Here is an 18,470-nt window from a genome sequence, read left to right as displayed (position 1 = left end):
TTGCTTGGCTTGTCGTTGTCTTGTGTGGGGGTATAAAAAAACGCGGTCAATGCCGCGTTTGCAGGATCTGTTGACGCTTCGTCACAGCCGCGACGGAGTCGGTTTTTGCGCAGAACTAGGCATGAGATGCGAAGTTTGGTAATCCAAACGAGGCATCGAATAACGACGTTATGCACAAAAACCGCCCCGTCCCTACGGGTTGCGTGGCAAAGGATGCCATGCGTTGTTGCAGGACTTGCCAAGGGAATAACCATTGGCGACATCCTGCGCCTAGCCTGGCATCCTTGGACACTGCAACGCGACTTGTGCCGAAACATCAACAGGTCCTGGTATCAGGAGAGCGACTGCTTCTGCAGCGCAATGATGTCGGCGATGCCGCCCTTGGCGAGCGCCAGCATCGCCAGCAGCTCTTCGTGGGTGAAGGGCTCGGCCTCCGCAGTGCCCTGCACCTCGATGATGCGACCATCTTCGGTCATCACCACGTTCATGTCGGTCTCGGCGGCGGAGTCTTCGATGTACTCCAGATCGCAGATGGCTTCGCCCTGATACATGCCGACGGAGACGGCGGCGATCATCTGCTTGAGCGGGCTCTGCTTGATCATGCCCTTCTCGACCATCCAGTTCAGCGCATCCACCAGCGCCACGCAGGCACCGGTAATGGAAGCGGTGCGGGTGCCGCCATCGGCTTGCAGCACGTCACAGTCAACTGTGATGGAGTGCTCGCCCAGCGCAGTCAGGTCTACCGCCGCGCGCAGGGAGCGGGCGATCAAACGGGAGATCTCCAGAGTACGGCCACTCTGCTTGCCGGAGGCCGCTTCGCGGTTCATCCGGGAGTGAGTGGAGCGCGGCAGCATGCCGTATTCGGCAGTCACCCAGCCCTGGTTCTTCCCTTTCAGGAAGCGCGGCACGCTGGTGTCAACGCTGGCGGTGCAGAGCACGCGAGTGTTACCGAACTCCACCAGCACTGAGCCTTCTGCATGTTTGGTGAAATTGCGGGTAATGGTAACCGGGCGAAGTTGCGCGGCACTGCGATCGCTTGGACGTGACATGGAACGGACCTCTGGGCTGGCTCAAATTGGCGGGGGATTATAAGTGATCCCGCCCCAAATATCAGCCGCTAAAACCACGGCATCGGCTGACGAGCAGGGCCGGGCTGAGTATACTGGCCGCACACTTCATCAAGCCCGGAACAATCAATGATTCACAGCATGACCGCCTACGCCCGCAAGGAATTCAAGGGCGACTGGGGCACAGCCGTTTGGGAAATTCGTTCGGTAAACCAGCGCTATCTGGAAACCTACATTCGCCTGCCGGAGCAACTGCGCAGCCTGGAACCGGTTCTGCGTGAGCGTTTCCGCGCCAAGCTGCAGCGCGGCAAGGTGGAGTGCAACCTGCGTTTCGAGGCCGCTCAGGCCGCAGCCAGCCAGCTGCACATCAATGAAGAGCTGGCCAAGCTCATCATCGACAGCGCCAGCTGGGTAATGAAAGAGGCGGGTCAGGGCCAGCTCAACCCGGTCGACGTGCTGCGCTGGCCGGGCGTCATGGCTGCCGCCGAACAGGACATGGACGCGGTCGCCACCGAGCTGCTCGGCGGTTTTGACCAGACCATGGAAGATTTCCTCGCCTCCCGCGCCAGCGAGGGGGCCAACCTCAAGGCGCTCATCGAACAGCGTCTGGCCGGTATTCAGGTGGAAGTGAAGAAGGTGCGCGTCCACCTGCCGCAGATCATCGAGTGGCAGCGCCAGAAGCTCACCGACCGTCTGGCCGAAGCCAAGGTGGAGCTGGACCCGGCTCGCATCGAGCAGGAGATCGTGCTGCTGGCCCAGAAGATCGACGTGGCCGAAGAGCTGGATCGTCTGGAGATGCACATCAGCGAGACCAACAAGATCATGAAGAAGGGTGGCGCCTGCGGCCGTCGTCTCGACTTTATGATGCAGGAGTTCAACCGCGAGTCGAACACGCTTGGCTCCAAGTCCATCAACGCCGAAGTGACCCAGTCCGCCGTCGAGCTGAAAGTCCTCATCGAACAGATGCGCGAGCAGATCCAGAACATCGAATGATGGGTCGCTGACTATCCGGTTGTTACCTGCAAAAGAGCCCTTGATTCCTCAAGGGCTCTTTTATTTTCCGGCCATCGCACCTGTCGCCCACCACCGGTGAGTCAACGGGCGAGGAGCACCCTAGCCTATCGGCATCACCAGCGCCGGTTGGTGCGGGTCGCTCAGCCGCTCGGCCAGATAATCCACCAGCAGTCGCACCTTGGGGGAGAGGTGGCGGTTGTGGGGATAGAGGGCCCAGATCCCCTCCGCCGGCGCTCGCAGTTCCGGCAGCAGCTCGATCAGCTCGCCTCGGGCCAGATGATCGCTCACGTAGTAGTCCGGCAACTGGATGATGCCGATCCCCTTGAGCGCCGCATCCAGCAGGGCGTGGCCGCTGTTGCACTGCAACAGGCCGTGCACCCGCACGCTGTGGGGGCGGCCATCCAAGGTAAAGTGCCACTCGTCGCTGTTGCCCACCAGACAGGTGTGGCGGGTCAGCTCGGAGAGGCTGTTGGGCATGCCGTGGCGAGCGGTGTAAGCCGGTGAGGCGCAGACATAGGGCACCCGCTGCGCCAGCTTGCGCGCCACCAGCGTCGAATCCTTGAGATGGCCGAGCCGCAGCGCCAGATCGTAGCCCTCGTGCACCAGATCCAGCAGCTGGTTGGTGAGATTGAGCGTCACCTCCAGCTGGGGGAAACGCACCATGAAGTCGTTCACCAGCGGGGCGATGCGGCTCTCGCCGTAGGAGACGGGGGCCGTAATGCGCAGGGTGCCCTGCGGCACCGCCTGATGGCGCCCCACCGCCAGCTCCGCCTCGTAGAGGTTGTCCAGCAGCTGACGGCAGTGGCGATAGTAGATCTCGCCAAGCTCGGTGAGCCGTACCTGACGGGTGGTACGCAGCAGCAACTTGGCCTGCAGCCGATCTTCCAGCTGTGCCACCTGACGGCTGACCTGCGCCACCGACACTCCCAGCTTGCGTGCCGCCGGGGTAAAGCCCCCCTGCTCCGCCACGCTGACAAATTCACAGATCCCTTCCCAGCCGAACATTATTACCTGTGTGTAAAAGTGATTTGAGATTTGCCCTCATTATCACCAAATCGGCGGGAAACTACACTGACTGTCCGAACTCATCTCTGTTCACCCTGCTCAACAAGAAGGATGTCATTCATGGCACAGGTTCAAAGCATCAAGTGTAAAGCCGCCATCGCCTGGGGCCCGGGTCAGCCCCTCTCTATCGAAGAGATCGAGGTCATGCCGCCACAAGCGGGAGAGGTGCGAGTGCGTATCGTCGCCACCGGCGTCTGCCACACCGATGCCTTCACCCTCTCCGGTGAGGATCCGGAAGGGGTCTTCCCCTGCATTCTCGGCCACGAGGGGGGCGGCATCGTCGAATCCATCGGCGAAGGGGTCACCAGCGTCAAAGTGGGGGATCATGTGATCCCGCTCTACACCCCCGAGTGCGGCGAGTGCAAATTCTGCAAATCCGGCAAGACCAACCTCTGCCAGAAGATCCGCGCCACCCAGGGCAAGGGGTTGATGCCGGACGGCACCACCCGCTTCTCGAAAGATGGCCAGCCCATCTATCACTACATGGGCACCTCCACCTTCAGCGAATACACGGTGCTGCCCGAAATCTCCATCGCCAAGGTAGACCCGGCCGCCCCGCTGGAAGAGGTCTGCCTGCTCGGCTGCGGCGTCACCACCGGCATCGGCGCCGTGATGAACACCGCCAAGGTGAAGGAGGGTGAGAGCGTAGCCATCTTCGGACTGGGTGGCATCGGCCTCTCGGCGGTGATCGGGGCTCGTCTGGCCAAGGCCGGTCGCATCATCGCCATCGACATCAACGAGAGCAAGTTCGAACTGGCCCGCAAGCTGGGCGCCACCGACTGCATCAACCCGAACGACTACGACAAACCGATTCAGGAGGTGATCGTCGAGCTGACCGACGGCGGCGTCGACTTCTCCTTCGAGTGCATCGGCAACGTCAAGGTGATGCGTGCGGCGCTGGAGTGCTGCCACAAGGGTTGGGGCGAGTCGGTCATCATCGGCGTGGCCGGAGCGGGTCAGGAGATCAGTACCCGTCCGCTCCAGCTGGTGACCGGTCGGGTCTGGCGCGGCAGCGCCTTCGGCGGGGTACGCGGTCGCAGCGAGCTGCCGAGCTATGTGCAGCGCTACATGCAGGGTGAGTTCAAGCTGGACGACTTCATCACCCACACCATGCCCCTCGAGCAGATCAACGAGGCGTTCGATCTGATGCACCAAGGCAAGAGCATCCGCACCGTCATCCACTACTGAGCATGATCGCCCCGCCCGCCTTCGTGGGCGGGGTGCAGGAGTCCTTCGATGAATCTGGAGATTATCAGCAGCAACAAGAGCTTCGGCGGCTGGCACAAGCGCTATCGCCACCACGCCAGCGTGCTCGGCTGCGAGATGAATTTTGCCATCTATCTGCCGCCTCAGGCCCTCACCGGCCAGAAGGTACCGGTGCTCTACTGGCTCAGCGGCCTCACCTGCACCGATGAGAACTTCATGCAGAAGGCGGGTGCCCAGCGTATCGCCGCCGAGCTTGGCATCGCCTTGGTGGCGCCGGACACCAGCCCCCGCGGCGACGGCGTAGCGGATGATCCCGGTTATGACCTCGGCATGGGCGCGGGCTTTTACGTCAATGCCAGCCAGAGCCCCTGGCAGGCGCACTACCAGATGTATGACTACGTCACCCGCGAGCTGCCTGACTTGATAGAGACTCACTTCCCGGTCTCGACCCGGCGCGCCATCAGCGGCCACTCCATGGGCGGTCACGGTGCGCTGATCGCCGCGTTGCGGGAGCCCGGTCGCTACCGCTCGGTCTCGGCATTCAGCCCGATCTGCCACCCGAGCCGCTGCCCCTGGGGCCAGAAGGCGCTCGGCGCCTACCTCGGCAGCAATCCCTTGTTGTGGCAGGAGTGGGATGCCTGCCAGTTGCTACGCCACCAGCCGGTCACGCCGCTACCAACCTTGGTGGAGGTGGGGTTGGATGATCCCTTCCTCGCCGAGCAGTTGCATATCGATGCGCTGGCCGAGGTGGCCGCCAGCAAGGAGTGGCCACTGGAGCTCAACCGCCACGAGGGCTATGACCACAGCTACTACTTCGTGGCGAGCTTTATCGAGGCGCACCTGCGCTTTCACGCCCGCCACCTCTGATCAACACAGGCCCGTTGCGGGCCTGTTTCAGTTGTGGTGATCGGTTGATATCAGCTGCCCGCTCGGGTCACGCCGCCGGAGCCTGCGATCTGCTGCTCCACCTTGGGATCGCCCCAGTAGGCGATGTTGCCTGAGCCGGCGATGCCGACTTTCAGCGTCTCCTGCGCCCGCACCGCCACATCACCGCTGCCGGCGATATTGACCTCTACCTCCTTGCCGCGCATCTCGCTCCCGAGCACGTCGCCAGATCCGGCAATGTTCAGCTCGATGGCCTGTGCCGAACCGCTGCCCAGTTCCAGACTGCCGGTGCCAGCGATATTCCCTTCCAGCCGTTTCAGCTCCAGCTGACTGGCGACGATGTCACCGGTACCGGCCACCGACAGCACCAGCTCATCGCCCTTGAAGCCGCTCAGATCGCCGTTGCCGGTCCCGGCCAATGCCAGTTCGTTCAGCACCGGCAAGGTGATGGTCAGCTCCAGCGGCTCGGTAGGCTCGAGCCGGTAACCCTCCTTGACCTCGATCTCCAGCTTGTCACCGCTCTCGGTCAGCACCAGATAGGGCAGCAGGTTCTCCTGCCCCTTGATCAGGATACCGCGCGGCTCCCCCGCAACCAGATGGAGGGTGGCAGGCACCCCCGCCAGCACCCGGGTCACCCCGTTACCAAGCGCCTGCTGGCGCTCGACCACAGCTCCCGTTCCGGTCACTCTGGTCTGATCCAGCCAGTGACAACCACTGAGCCCTGCCATCAACATGACAACCATCATCCATTTCATCGCTACTCTCCTCCTTATGTGTTGGCCATCCAGGGCCAATTGGTTTTCATGCTCTGCAAAGCGTGAGCCAAAAATTAACCTAATGATTCAAAAGGAAATAACCATTTCAACCAGAACAGACAGAAGAATCAAGAGAGCCATTTAGACCATGTTTTGGTGAAAATAACCATTCTCGAACGGATATGATTGTGGCTGATTGGCGGGTCGTCCTGCCGGTCACTATGCTGACAGCCCGTGGAAGTTTTTAATTGCCCTGCCGGTCTGTTGAGCCAATAGTGGTACTTCGTGCGTACCAAGCTCTCCATTGCGGTAATGTCATTACCACTGTCTTGTCAGTCTTCACTGCCAACAAGGAGCCAGAGCGTGACCCAAGCAAGCCCTCTCTATGCCACCGCCACCGGTCTGCCGGAACCGACTCGCACCCCGCTGCTGACCGGCAGCGATCCCGAGCAGAAACGGCGCGAACTGCTCGCCTACTTCTGCCAGACCTTCGATCTCTACGACTCGCTGTTCGACTGTCTGGCCGATGAGCGGGCCTGGTTCAACAAGGCGATCCCGCTGCGCCACCCGCTCATCTTCTACTACGGCCACACCGCCGCCTTCTTTATCAACAAGCTGCTGGCGGCGCGCCTGATCGATCAGCGGCTGGATGCCCGCATCGAGGCCATGGTCGCCATCGGGGTGGACGAGATGAGCTGGGATGATCTGGACGAGACCCACTACGACTGGCCAAAAGTCACCGAGCTGCGCAGCTATCGGGCCAGAGTCCGTTCGCTGGTGTGCGATTTCATTCGCCAGATGCCGCTCACCCTGCCCATCGACTGGCAGAGCCCGGCCTGGGTGATCCTGATGGGGATAGAGCACGAGCGCATCCACCTCGAGACCTCCAGCGTGCTGATCCGCCAGTTGCCGCTCGCCTGGGTGCGGCCGCAACCTTATTGGCCCGCCTGTACCGAAACCCGCCACCGCATTGATCAGGTGCCCGCCAACAACCTGCTGCCGGTGGCCGGCGGCAAGGTGCGCCTTGGCAAGCGGGACGCCACCTACGGCTGGGACAACGAATATGGCGAGCGCCATATCGAGCTGGCCCCGTTTCAGGCCAGCCGCATGCTGGTGAGCAATGCCGAGTACCTCGCCTTCGTCCAGGCGGGCGGCTACGGCCAGCAACAGTGGTGGGATGAGGAGGGATGGGGCTGGTGCCAGTACGCCAAGGCGCAGATGCCCACCTTCTGGGTGGGTGATTCCACCAAGCCCGAACAACTGCAGCTGCGGCTGATGACCGAGCAGGTCGCCATGCCCTGGGACTGGCCGGTCGAGGTCAACCAGCTGGAAGCGGCCGCCTTCTGTCGCTGGAAGGCGGCCCGGACCGGACTCCCCATCCAGCTGCCGAGCGAGGCGGAGTGGATGCTGCTGCGCGAGCAGCTACCCGGCGATCAGCCGGACTGGACACAGGCCCCCGGCAATATCAATCTGGCCCGTTTTGCCTCCTCCTGCCCGGTGGATGCCTGCCCGCAAGGGGAGTTCTTCGATCTGGTGGGCAATGTCTGGCAGTGGACCAGCACCGCCATCGACGGTTTCGACGGCTTTAAAATCCACCCGCTCTACGACGACTTCTCCACCCCCACCTTTGATGGCAAGCACACCCTGATCAAGGGTGGCAGCTGGATCAGCACGGGTAACGAAGCGCTCAAATCATCCCGTTACGCCTTCCGGCGTCACTTCTTCCAGCATGCGGGTTTCCGCTATCTGGTCTCCCGTTATCAGGAACCCGTTATCGTGAATCCCTATGAAACCGACACGCTCGTCGCTCAGTACCTCGACTTCCAGTACGGCCCGAGCCACTTCGGGGTAGCCAACTACGCCAAGACGCTTGCTGATCTTGCTGGCGAGCTGTGCAGCAACCATCAGCGGGCGCTGGATATCGGCTGCGCCACCGGCCGCGCCAGCTTCGAACTGGCCCGCCACTTCCAGCATGTGGACGGGGTCGACTACTCGGCCCGCTTCATCGATGTGGCGCTGGCCCTCGCCAGCCAGGACAGCTTCCGCTACGCCATTCCGCTGGAGGGTGAACTGGTGGAGTATTGCGAGGCGCGCCTGTCGAGCCACGGGCTGGGGGCGAGTCAGGCGGAGCGCATCCACTTCAGTCAGGGGGATGCCTGCAACCTCAAGCCCAAATATGACCACTACGATCTGGTGCTCGCCTCCAATCTGATCGACCGGCTGCGAGAGCCCGCTCGCTTCCTGCGGGATATCGCCCCCCGGCTGCGCAGCGGTGGCCTGCTGGTGCTTACCAGCCCTTATACCTGGCTGGCGGAATATACCCCGCCCGCCAACTGGCTCGGCGGCATTCGTGAAAACGGCGAGGCGCTCACCACCTATCAGGCGCTGCAACGGCTGCTGGCGGCTGAGTTCGAGGAGCACTGCCCGCCGCGGGATGTGCCTTTCGTCATCCGCGAGACCGCCCGCAAATACCAGCACACGGTGGCGCAGCTGACCGTCTGGCGCAAACGCTAGCACGCCGGTCGATATGCAGATGAGAAGAGGGAGGCCAACGGGCCTCCCTCTTGTTATGACAGCAAAAACGGCGCGAGTATCAATCTCCCTGCTCGTGATAGCGGCGGGCCAGCACGGCGCAGACCATCAGCTGGATCTGGTGGAAGATCATCAGCGGCAGCACCATCACCCCGACGCTGGCGGCCGGGAACATGACGTTGGCCATCGGCACCCCGTTGGCGAGGCTCTTCTTGGAGCCGCAGAAGACGATGGTGATCTCGTCCGCCTTGTCGAAGCCGAGGCGACGGCTGATCCAGACGTTCCAGCAGAGCACCAGCGCCAGCAAGATGCAGCTCAGCAACACGATACTGGCCAGATCGTACCAGCCTACTTGATGCCAAATCCCCTGCACCACCGCCTCGCTGAAGGCGACGTAGACCACCAGCAGGATGGAGCTCTGATCCAGCTTGCCGATGAGCGGACGGTTGCTGTCGACCCAGCGACCGATCAGCGGGCGCGACAGGTGGCCCACCACGAACGGCAGCATCAGCTGCATCATGATGGACTGGATGGAGTGCCAGGTGTCGATCCCCTCCCCCTGCACGTGGATCATCATCCCCACCAGCACCGGCGAGAGAAAGATACCGAGGATGCTGGAGGCCGAGGCGCTGCACACCGCCGCCGACACATTGCCCCCCGCCATCGAGGTAAAGGCGATGGCCGACTGCACGGTGGCAGGCAGGGCGCAGAGATAGAGGAAGCCGAGGTAGATGGCCGGGCTCAGCCAGCCCGGTACCAGCGGCGTGAGCAGCAGCCCCAGCAGCGGAAACAGCACGAAGGTGCTGAGCATCACCACCAGATGGAGCCGCCAGTGGCCGAGGCCTGCCAGCAGGTTCTGGCGCGACAGCTTGGCGCCATGCATGAAGAACAAGAGCGCCACCGCCAGCTTGGTCAGCAGACCGAACCAGACAGCCACCTGCCCCTCGCAGGGAAAGAGGGAGGCCAGAGTGACCACCGCAATCAGCACAACAGTAAAGGGATCCAGACGCACGAAAGGTCTCCATCAGAAGGGCATCCCGCAGCCATGGCAGCAGTCAGGATTGGGGAGGACAAGAAACAGAGCGGGAGATGTCTGGCACCTCCCGCTAAAACGAACCTCCAGCTTACCCCGATAACGGAGAGGCGCAAAGTTGAGCGGCGAATAATTGTTCATCAATGCTTAACGCATTCGCCATATTGCGCAGCAAAAGTTGACGATAAAACGGCTGTGACAGCTACCCAACGGCTAAAAATGGATAAAAAAACGGGCGACCCTGGTCGCCCGTCTCCTGTTTGCCACATGCCGATCAGCGCTGGCTGGCCAGGGTGCCGCTGCCCGCTTTCTTCTCGTTGCCACCTGACTTGCGGGCCTGGCGCTTCTCGAAGCGGGAGATCCACCAGTAGGCCAGCGCCGAGAAGACCGCGGTCATGAAGACGTTGATGAAGAAGGCACGCACCAGATCCACCCCGGCCGGGAAGGCGGAGGCGCTCATGCTCACCACGAAGATGGCGATCAATACAGACACCACGCCCATCCCGAAGGTGCGCGACCCCATGCGGAAGTCGCGCGGGGTGTCGTCATGTTTCCAGCGGAACACGAAGTAGGCCACCATGATGAAGATCGGCGGCAACATGGCGGTGCCGGCGGTGAGGTTGATGGCGGTGTTCATCATCTGCTGCACCGACTCGGAGCCGAAGCCGTTGACCACCAGCATCGCGAACACGAAGACAAACTGCCACCAGGCGGCGCGCACCGGCACGCCGTGCTCGTTGAGCTGGGTGGTCTTCTCGCCGTAAACCCCCTGCGGGATCTCGGAGAAGTGGATCTTCACCGGCGCCGAGGTCCACATCATCATGGAGCCGAACATGGCGATAAACAGCACCACGCCGACGAAGCGGCCCACCAGCGCCTCAGAGAGCCCGAAGTACTGCGCCATGCCGGTGAAGATCTCCACCATGCCGCCGGCATAGGTGAGGCTCTCGCGCGGCACGAACACGTTCACCAACAGGGAACCGACCGCATACATGGCACCGATGACGATACCGGCACTGATGATCACCTTGATGAAGGACTTCTGGCCGCCCTTCACGTCATTGAGGTAGGCCGCCGCCGTTTCGGCACCGCCCGCCGCCTGGAAGATCCAGCACATGATGCCGAGGGTCGCCCAGTTGACGGTAGGGGTCATCGCCTCCAGCGTGATGGGCTGGGCTGGCACATGATCGCCACTCAGGGCCATCAACGCGCCCAGCACATAGATGGCGAACAGGGCAAATACCCCGTAGGCCACGATCTCCGCAATCTTGCCGAGCCAGCTCGCACCCTTGGTGGAGATGTGGGTCGCCGCCGCAAACAGCACGATGGAGATGATCGAGGTGACCATGGGGGAGAAACTGTACTCATAGCCCAGCATGGCGTAGGAGGCGTAGGCAATGACGTTGGGCAGCAGGGAGACGAACCAGAACAGGTTCACGAACCAGTAGAGAAACGAGCCCAGATAGGCCATCCGGGTGCCGAGCGGCTTTTTCAGCCAGTCGTACATCCCCGACTCGGAGTTTTTGTTGGCCGAGACGAACTCGGCGATGATGAAGACGAACGGGATGAAGTAGACGATGGTCGCCAGCAGGAAGATAGGGGCGGAGCTGAGCCCCAGTTCGATGTTGTTGTTGACGATGTTGCGCACGTTGAACACGGCGGCAAAGGTCATCGACAACAGGGCAAACTTGCCTATGGTGCCGCGTACGGATTCAGACATGGTGTCCTCCAGTGGACTTGCGCTCCCTGCGGGTAACGCTGTGACTCTGTGATGTGTTCGGCAAGGGTCTGTCGGCCCCGCGCTTTACTCTCTTGTTATGATCGGGCCGCGTGGACGGCCTCGTTGCTGAACCGGTGCCGTCTCCCGCACCGGCTCGCAATACCATTCAGACGATCGGAGTGCCCGGCGCCATCGGCACCCGCGGTTGCAACAGCACGCTCTGGCTCTCGTCCAGGGTCTCGGCGCAGAGCAACATGCACTCGGAGCGCTCGCCGCGCATCCTGGTGGGCTTGAGGTTGGTCAGTACCACCACCTCGCTGCCCATCAGCTCCTCTTCGCTGTAGTAAGGCACCAGACTGGTGACAGTCTGCAGCGGCCGCTCGCCACCCACGTCGATCTGGACGATGTAGAGTTTGTCGGCCCCGGGGTGACGCACCACCTCCCGCACCTTGCCCACCTTCATCTCGACCCGTTTGAATTCGGCAAACTCGATCGTCTCGCTCATGCTCTTTTCCTTTTCTGGTTCAACGGTTTGCGGGTGGCCAACGGCCACCCGGTTTGATTGGAATTCAATGCCGTGCCTATGGCGTCTGCATGGCAACCTGCGCTGTCGGCTGGGCCTCTTTCGCGCGCGCTTCGGCGCTGAGGGAGGCCTCATATCTGTTGTATTTCCACCAGGCGAAGCCGAGGAAAATCACGATCCCGCCGACGTTGTAGAAGATGATGGTCATGATGTCGGCGCCAGTCGGGAAGGTGGAGGCGAGGAAGCCCACCGAGAAGATGGCGATCAGCACCGAGACCACGGCGATGCCGGTGGTGCGCGAACCCATCCTGAAATCCCGCGGCAGGTGGTCGAGCTTCAGGCGCAGATTGAGGTAGGCCAGCATGATAAACAGCGGCGGCAACATGGAGGCGGCAGCAGTCATGTTGATGACGGTGTTCATCAGATCCTGCGCTGTGTTGGAGCCCAGGGTCGGGATCACCATCAGCGGCAGCACGATGAGGTACTGGATCCAGGCTGCCCGGGCGGGCACGCCGTTCTCGTTCAGCTCGACCGTCTTCTTGCCGAAGATGCCGGCCGGGATTTCGGAGAAGAAGATCTTCACCGGGGTCGCCGTCCACATCAGCAGGGAGCCAAACATGGCGGTGAAGGAGACCAGACCCACGAAGCGGTTCATCAGGATCTCAGGCAAACCGAAGTAGGCTGCCAGCCCCTCGAACACCTGCACCGAGCCGCCGGTGTATTTCAGGGTGTCGCTGTGGACGAACACGTTGATCAACAGCGATGCAATGGAGTAGAGCACGCCGATAAAGATCCCGGCGACGATGATCACCTTCACAAAGGACTTGGAGCCACCTTTCACGTCATTGACGTAGACCGCCACCGACTCGGCGCCACCGGCTGCCATAAAGATCCAGGTGGTGATGCCGAGAAAGGCCCAGCTGAAATCGGGGACCATGGCCTCTACCGTGATGGGGTCGGCTGGCTGTACGCCGCCCACCAGTGCCGCACCTGCCAGCAGGATGTAGGAGAGGGTCAGCAGCAGCATCAGGGACGAGGTCACCGAGGTGATGGGGCCGAGCATCTTGGCGCCGTTGGTGGAGACGTAAGTGGCAAAGGCAAACAGCACCATGCTCAAGGCCGTGGTCGCCACCGGGGTGAGAATGTACTCGTAGCCGAGGAAGGCATAGGAGGCGTAGGCGATAACCCGCGGCAGCAGCGAGGTGAAGAAGAAGAGGTTCACGAACCAGTAGGTGTAGGCGGAGATAAAGGCCCAGCGACCGCCGAGGGAGCTCTTCACCCAGGCGTAAACCCCCGCTTCGGAGTTCTTATTCAGTGACACAAATTCCGCAATGATCAGGCAGAACGGAATGAAGTAGAAAATGGTGGCCAGAAAGAACATCGGGGCCGAGGCCAGACCGATTTCGATGTTGTTGTTGATGACGTTGTTGAAGCTGAATACCGCCGCGAAGGTGAGCGACAGCAGACCAAACTTGCCTATCGTATTGCGTTTGGAATCAGACATGGTGCATCTCCAGACCTGTAGTTATTGCCGCGAAAGGGCGGGGCATGGGTTGTAGGGTGAACCCCGCCCTTCCGGCTTTTATCAGTGCAGAACCGGCGGCTTGTTATTTGTTCTTGAAGTAGCCGCCTTCGACGGTGACCTTGATGATCAGCTTGCGCACCGGGCTGTCGCCGACGAATCGGTAGGCCTCGTCGTTCTCGAAGATCACCACCTGACCATTGCCGACCTGCTGGCGCTCACGCACCTCGCCGGCCAGCCACTCGCGGTCGGTGGTGTCGTCATAGGCCTGCTCGACCCGCAGCTCGCTCTTGGCTGCCCACTCCACCGTCTCTGTTCCTTCCAGGTAGTAGTGAACGTCGAAGTAGCGGCGCTGCCCCTCGAACAACGAGGTGGCCGGGCTGGCCCCCTCCTGCAAGCGGTAGGTGAGGGAGTCACCGATGGAGTGGCAAATGCCGGGCTTGAGGTTCGGCAGGTTGTTGATGGCCTCCACGCAGCGGCCCCACTTCTTGCCCTCCCGGTAGATGTTTTTGAACAGGGTCAGGTTGTCCAGGGTGATCATGCGAGGTTCCTCCCGCCGTTGATGGTGAGATCGAGCCCGGCCAGCGCAGCCGGATTGAGGTTGCCACGGGCGATGGGTAGCAGGGTCAGGCCGAAGCTGAACGGTTCGAAGCGCACCCGCCAGGAGTCCAGCACCTCGGAGCCCCAGGAGTTGGAGCCGAGCCCCAGCACCTTGTGATCCAGATTGAGGGTGAGATAGCCACAGGGCTCCAGCTCGTTGATATGCTGGGCTGCGTGGATATGCTCCCAGCTGTAGGGCCAGACGCTGAGGTTGATGGGGGCATCGGGCCGCACGTAGAGACCGGCGCCGTGACGGTTGGTCAGGGTCGCCCAGCGCACCTGCTGGCGGTTGCCGTTGTCCTGCGGGAAGGGGTAGTGCTCCCACATCTCGCTGACTGTGATCTGGAAGCTGTCGATCCAGTTGCTCTGGCGGCTGTCCTGATAGTTTTCGCCCGGCCCCATACCGTAGTAGTGCACCCGGTCGAGATCCTGACGAATGCCCAGCTCGAAGCCGATCTTGGGAATGATGTCGTCATAGCCGCCATAGGGCTGACCGGAGAGCGCCACATGCAGCTGGCCGTTCGGGCTCAGGGTATAGACGTAGCGGCAGCGCATTCCGAAGTCGAACACCGGCGGCGCGATCAGGCTCTCCACCGTCACCTCGACCGCCTCACCCAGCTGACGCCAGCTCAAAGTGCGGAAGTGCTCCTGCATGATCTGCAGGTGATTCGGGTGCCACAGGCTCTCGTACTCCTGCTTGTGGTTGTCGATCATCGGCTTGAAGAAGGTGAGGCGCGGCGAGCGCTCAATCAGCTCGATACCATCCTGCTGCCAGCTCACCAGCTTGCCGTCGAGGCGTGAGAAACGCAGGGCAAAGCCGCTACCGCTCAAGATCAGCGCGAGGCGCTCATCAGCGATATCCAACGAAGTAGCGTTGGGATTGGCAAAGGGCTGCAGCTGGCGAGTCGACTCTTTCAGCCGGAACTGGTACTGGCCCAGCTCGTGCTCCGCCGCGCTGTAACGGGTGGCGGTGGCCTTGATGACCCGCAGCTGGACGAAGGTTTCCCGCCCATCGAGGGATGGCAGTTCGAGTTGCAACTCTGTGGTGGCACCGGGAGCCACCCCTTCCAGCCGGATTTGCTGGCTGGCCAGCAGCTCGCCTTCGGCCTTCACCTCGACCAGCAGGCGGATGTCGTCGAGAGTGGAGAACCAGTAGCGGTTTTCCACTGCCAGCTTGCCGCTGGCCAGATCCAGAGCGCGCACCTTGACCGGGCAGATCACCTGCTTGTATTCGCGCAGGCCAGGCCCAGGGGTCTGATCCGGATAGATGAGGCCATCCATGCAGAAGTTGTAGTTGTTGGGGTAGTCGCCATAGTCGCCGCCGTACTTGTAGACCGGGCGGCCCTGCTCGTCCTGATCCAGAATGCCGTGATCGCACCACTCCCAGATGTAGTGACCCTGAATGTGGGGATGGCGGTCAAACACCTGCTGGTATTCGCTCAGGCCACCCGGGCCGTTGCCCATGGCGTGGGCGTATTCGCAGAGGATACGCGGCTTCTCCATTGGGAACTCGCCGAAGCAGTTCATCTGGGAGACGCGGGAATACATGGTACTGACCACATCCACCACCTCGGCATCGCGATCCTCTTCGTAGTGCACCAGCCGGGTCGGGTCGATCGCCTTGCAGCGCTGGTACATGGCTCTGATGTTGCAGCCGTAGCCGGACTCGTTGCCCAGCGACCAGATGATGATGGAGGGGTGGTTCTTCTGGGCGTGCACGTGGCGCTCGATGCGATCCACGAACACCGGCTCCCAGAAGGGGTCATCGGTGATGCGGCTGAGATCGCCGACGTTGGCAAAACCGTGGGTCTCCACGTCGGTCTCCGCCATCACGAACAGACCGTACTGGTCGCACAGCTCGTAGAAGCGCGGGTCGTTCGGGTAGTGGGCAGTGCGCACCGAGTTGAGGTTGTGCTGCTTCATCAGCACGATATCGCGTTCAACACGGTCCATACCGACCGCGCGGCTCTTGAGGTGGTCATTGTCGTGGCGGTTCACCCCGTGCAGCTTGAGGTAGTGGCCGTTGACGTAGAAGAGGCCATCCTTGACCTTGATTTCACGCACCCCGACCCGCTGCGGGATCACTTCCAGCAGCTCGCCCTGCCCGTTGTAGAGGGAGAGTTGCAGCTGATAGAGGTAAGGATCTTCGGCACTCCACAGATGGGGGTGGGCCAGATCCAGCGTGAAGCGGCAATCACACTTGCCGTCGATGGCGAGATGGTCGAGCGAGCCGCTGGCGATCTCACTGCCCTGATCCAGCAGCGACCAGACCAGACGGTGATCACGGGCGGGCGCCCCCAGATTTTCCAACTGGATATCGCAGCTCAGGGTGGCGCTTTGATTGCCATCAGCCAGCGCGGTGCGGATGAAGAAGTCCTGCACATGGGCGGCCGGTTTGCCCACCAGGTAGACGTCGCGGAAGATCCCCGCCATCCACCACATGTCCTGATCTTCGATATAGGTGGAGTCAGCCCACTGCATCACCCGCACCGACAGCAGGTTCTCGCCAATGTTGGCGTAGGCGCTGATATCGAACTCGGCGGTGAGACGGCTCCCCTTGCTGAAGCCGACATAGTGGCCGTTCACATAGACCTCGAAGTAGGTCTCCACCCCGTCAAACTTGATGATCACCTGCTCCCCATCCCAGGCCGGGCTCAGCGTGAAGCTGCGCTGATAGGCACCGGTGGGGTTGTTGGTCGGCACGAAGGGGACGTCGATGGGGAAGGGAAAACCTTCGTCGGTGTACTGCAGCTGGCCATGCCCTTCCATCTGCCACATGTTGGGCACGGTGATCTGGCCCCATTCGTTCATGGGGCTGTGATAGAAGGCCTCCGGCACCTGCAGGGGGTGGTCGAAGTAGTGGAACTGCCACTGGCCGCCAAGGCTCAGAAAACGGCGGCTCAGCTCGCGCTGCATGGTGGCCGCCAGCGCGTGGTCGGCATAAGAGAAGAAGTAGGCGCGCGGGGCCAGCCTGTTTTCACCAACGAATTGGACGTTTTCCCAGTTATTCACATGTCCTCCCGGAACAAGGCAACTTTGACTGGGTAAACTCTAGATAAACATTTACTAAATATCAGTTTTGAATTGGTAAAGTTTTAACCTGATCACAATGAACAGATGGTTTTGTGAGCGAGATCAGAAGCGGGAGATAAAGGTGGGCAAGATATGGATGAGTGGCATGGATGTTGATGGCAGCTCGCTGATTACCAATAAAATCAACTATAAAACAATATGATATGAAGTTGCAGGATGATATGGGAAAGAGGTTTGCTTGGGAGAGGAGTCGCACCACCGCAAGATGGCACGACTAAAAAGCAGAGTGTTTTACTAAAATCAGCGAGTGGTGCCGCGCAGGGTCAACTTGCTCGGTACCAGCACCCGGAGTGGAATATCACGCTCGTCACGCAGCCGTTCGACCAACAGATTGACTCCCTGGGAGCCCATCAACTCGGAGTGGATCCGCACCGTGGAGAGTGGCGGGAAGGTGAACTTGGCGGTCGGGATATCGTTGACGCTGATAAGCTCGATCTGCTGGGGAATCGCCAATCCCTTCTCATGAATGGCACGCAGCACACCAATCGCGATGGAGTCGGAGGCAACAAACAGCGCCTTGGGCCAGTCGCCGGCCAGCATCTCCTTCGCCAACTGGTAGCCGGAAGCGCTGGAGAAGTCCCCACGATAGAGATCGCTCTCCTGCACCACCCCCAGCCGCTGGCCATAATCCCGGAAGGCCAGTTCACGCAGATCCGGATTCTCATCCTGGCCACCGATATAACCGATGCGCTGGTGCCCCTGCGCAATAAAGTAGTCGACGACCTGCTGGCTGATCAGAGCGAGATCCACATCGACCGAGTCGAACTCTCCCTGTGAACGGCAGTCGACAAACACCAGCTGGCTGGAACAAGCCCTGAGCTGGACGAGACGCTCGGCTGTGAGGGTACCGACCACCAGAATGCCATCCACGGCGCTCAGTTCGCGTCCTTCACCACAGTTGTAGAGATGAGTCAGTTCGATATTGAGGCGGGCACTCTGGGTCTCGATGCCATAACGGATGGCGAGATAGTAAGGGTCGTTGACTTCGGTACTCTGGGGATAGGCATAGACCACCAGAAAGTGCAGCTTGCTCTTGTGTACCCCCTTGCGGGCGCTGCTGGTCTTGTACTCCAGCCGTTCGGCAATCTCGAAGATCCGCTGCTTGGTCTCTTCCTTGACGCTCAGGCTGGGATCCTCGTTCAGTACCCGGGATACCGTGGCGAGAGAAACCCCCGCCTCCTGTGCAATTTCCTTCAACGTAGCCATCAATACCTCGCTGGCGAGCATCACGTGTTAATCGGTAACGGCTAAAGAGTAACGGGCAATCCCTTGATAGCCCAGCACTTTTACTAAAATGCCGGCGGCGGTGCAGATTTTTGGAACGCAGAAATGCAAAAAGGCCTCCCGGATGGGAGGCCTCTTCTAAATAGGTGCCTGACAGTGTCCTACTCTCGCATGGCGAATGCCACACTACCATCGGCGCTACCGCGTTTCACTTCTGAGTTCGGCATGGGA

At 61.0% G+C, this 18,470-nt stretch carries 14 protein-coding genes; 4 read left to right on the top strand and 10 right to left on the bottom strand.

What is annotated here, in order from left to right; all coding sequences use genetic code 11:
• Positions 1–332: 332 nt before the first annotated feature.
• Entirely contained in the window at positions 333–1,049 is a 717-nt protein-coding gene (rph, locus tag G5253_RS18950) for a ribonuclease PH (protein ID WP_266135709.1), read from the bottom strand.
• 147 nt (positions 1,050–1,196) lie between these two features.
• Here rph and G5253_RS18945 point away from each other — a divergent pair, with 147 nt between their 5' ends.
• On the top strand, positions 1,197–2,060 hold the full coding sequence (locus G5253_RS18945) for a YicC/YloC family endoribonuclease (RefSeq protein ID WP_005342032.1): 864 nt from the start codon (positions 1,197–1,199) through the stop codon (positions 2,058–2,060).
• A gap of 120 nt (positions 2,061–2,180) precedes the next feature.
• Here the strand turns inward: G5253_RS18945 and G5253_RS18940 are convergent, their stop codons facing one another.
• Entirely contained in the window at positions 2,181–3,086 is a 906-nt protein-coding gene (locus G5253_RS18940) for a LysR substrate-binding domain-containing protein (RefSeq protein WP_076492714.1), read from the bottom strand.
• A 120-nt stretch (positions 3,087–3,206) separates the two neighbouring features.
• Here G5253_RS18940 and G5253_RS18935 point away from each other — a divergent pair, with 120 nt between their 5' ends.
• Positions 3,207–4,334: an S-(hydroxymethyl)glutathione dehydrogenase/class III alcohol dehydrogenase gene (locus G5253_RS18935; protein WP_266135710.1), complete on the top strand. Its 1,128-nt coding sequence runs from the start codon at positions 3,207–3,209 to the stop codon at positions 4,332–4,334.
• A 48-nt stretch (positions 4,335–4,382) separates the two neighbouring features.
• The gene (gene fghA / locus G5253_RS18930) at positions 4,383–5,219 is read left to right on the top strand and encodes an S-formylglutathione hydrolase (RefSeq protein WP_266135711.1); all 837 of its coding nucleotides are present in this window, start codon (positions 4,383–4,385) and stop codon (positions 5,217–5,219) included.
• Between the two features lie 50 nt (positions 5,220–5,269).
• Here the strand turns inward: fghA and G5253_RS18925 are convergent, their stop codons facing one another.
• The gene (locus G5253_RS18925; RefSeq protein ID WP_266135712.1) at positions 5,270–5,992 is read right to left on the bottom strand and encodes a head GIN domain-containing protein; all 723 of its coding nucleotides are present in this window, start codon (positions 5,990–5,992) and stop codon (positions 5,270–5,272) included.
• Positions 5,993–6,355: 363 nt separating this feature from the next.
• Between G5253_RS18925 and ovoA the strand changes: the two genes are divergently transcribed.
• Complete coding sequence (gene ovoA, locus G5253_RS18920; protein WP_266135713.1) at positions 6,356–8,506, top strand: 5-histidylcysteine sulfoxide synthase; 2,151 nt, start codon at positions 6,356–6,358, stop codon at positions 8,504–8,506.
• Between the two features lie 79 nt (positions 8,507–8,585).
• Here the strand turns inward: ovoA and G5253_RS18915 are convergent, their stop codons facing one another.
• The 7 genes from G5253_RS18915 to ebgR all read right to left on the bottom strand — a co-directional run bounded on the left by G5253_RS18915 (position 8,586) and on the right by ebgR (position 18,221).
• Entirely contained in the window at positions 8,586–9,536 is a 951-nt protein-coding gene (locus tag G5253_RS18915) for a bile acid:sodium symporter family protein (RefSeq protein WP_266135714.1), read from the bottom strand.
• Between the two features lie 295 nt (positions 9,537–9,831).
• Positions 9,832–11,277: an amino acid permease gene (locus G5253_RS18910; protein WP_266135715.1), complete on the bottom strand. Its 1,446-nt coding sequence runs from the start codon at positions 11,275–11,277 to the stop codon at positions 9,832–9,834.
• A gap of 166 nt (positions 11,278–11,443) precedes the next feature.
• Complete coding sequence (locus tag G5253_RS18905; protein WP_266135716.1) at positions 11,444–11,782, bottom strand: tRNA-binding protein; 339 nt, start codon at positions 11,780–11,782, stop codon at positions 11,444–11,446.
• Positions 11,783–11,858: 76 nt separating this feature from the next.
• On the bottom strand, positions 11,859–13,304 hold the full coding sequence (locus G5253_RS18900) for an amino acid permease (RefSeq protein ID WP_113740294.1): 1,446 nt from the start codon (positions 13,302–13,304) through the stop codon (positions 11,859–11,861).
• A gap of 103 nt (positions 13,305–13,407) precedes the next feature.
• Positions 13,408–13,863 carry a beta-galactosidase subunit beta gene (locus G5253_RS18895; protein WP_266135717.1) on the bottom strand — a complete coding sequence of 152 codons (456 nt, stop codon included), beginning with the start codon at positions 13,861–13,863 and terminating at the stop codon, positions 13,408–13,410.
• Positions 13,860–16,934: a beta-galactosidase subunit alpha gene (gene ebgA, locus G5253_RS18890; RefSeq protein WP_266135718.1), complete on the bottom strand. Its 3,075-nt coding sequence runs from the start codon at positions 16,932–16,934 to the stop codon at positions 13,860–13,862. The genes G5253_RS18895 and ebgA overlap by 4 nt, the downstream gene beginning before the upstream one ends.
• 321 nt (positions 16,935–17,255) lie before the next feature.
• Complete coding sequence (gene ebgR / locus G5253_RS18885; protein WP_005342046.1) at positions 17,256–18,221, bottom strand: transcriptional regulator EbgR; 966 nt, start codon at positions 18,219–18,221, stop codon at positions 17,256–17,258.
• Positions 18,222–18,470: the final 249 nt, after the last annotated feature.

Source organism: Aeromonas sp. 602658 (assembly GCF_049173005.1).
GTDB lineage: Bacteria > Pseudomonadota > Gammaproteobacteria > Enterobacterales > Aeromonadaceae > Aeromonas > Aeromonas veronii_A.
Note: the sequence above shows the minus strand (reverse complement) of the source record. Positions and strands in the feature narration are given on the sequence as shown.

What these genes read in the sequence shown, in the direction of transcription:
- rph (WP_266135709.1), bottom strand. Translation starts at nt 1,049, where the DNA reads ATGTCACGTCCAAGCGATCGCAGTGCCGCGCAACTTCGCCCGGTTACC.
- G5253_RS18945 (WP_005342032.1), top strand. Translation starts at nt 1,197, where the DNA reads ATGATTCACAGCATGACCGCCTACGCCCGCAAGGAATTCAAGGGCGAC.
- G5253_RS18940 (WP_076492714.1), bottom strand. Translation starts at nt 3,086, where the DNA reads ATGTTCGGCTGGGAAGGGATCTGTGAATTTGTCAGCGTGGCGGAGCAG.
- G5253_RS18935 (WP_266135710.1), top strand. Translation starts at nt 3,207, where the DNA reads ATGGCACAGGTTCAAAGCATCAAGTGTAAAGCCGCCATCGCCTGGGGC.
- fghA (WP_266135711.1), top strand. Translation starts at nt 4,383, where the DNA reads ATGAATCTGGAGATTATCAGCAGCAACAAGAGCTTCGGCGGCTGGCAC.
- G5253_RS18925 (WP_266135712.1), bottom strand. Translation starts at nt 5,992, where the DNA reads ATGAAATGGATGATGGTTGTCATGTTGATGGCAGGGCTCAGTGGTTGT.
- G5253_RS18910 (WP_266135715.1), bottom strand. Translation starts at nt 11,277, where the DNA reads ATGTCTGAATCCGTACGCGGCACCATAGGCAAGTTTGCCCTGTTGTCG.
- G5253_RS18905 (WP_266135716.1), bottom strand. Translation starts at nt 11,782, where the DNA reads ATGAGCGAGACGATCGAGTTTGCCGAATTCAAACGGGTCGAGATGAAG.
- G5253_RS18900 (WP_113740294.1), bottom strand. Translation starts at nt 13,304, where the DNA reads ATGTCTGATTCCAAACGCAATACGATAGGCAAGTTTGGTCTGCTGTCG.
- G5253_RS18895 (WP_266135717.1), bottom strand. Translation starts at nt 13,863, where the DNA reads ATGATCACCCTGGACAACCTGACCCTGTTCAAAAACATCTACCGGGAG.
- ebgR (WP_005342046.1), bottom strand. Translation starts at nt 18,221, where the DNA reads ATGGCTACGTTGAAGGAAATTGCACAGGAGGCGGGGGTTTCTCTCGCC.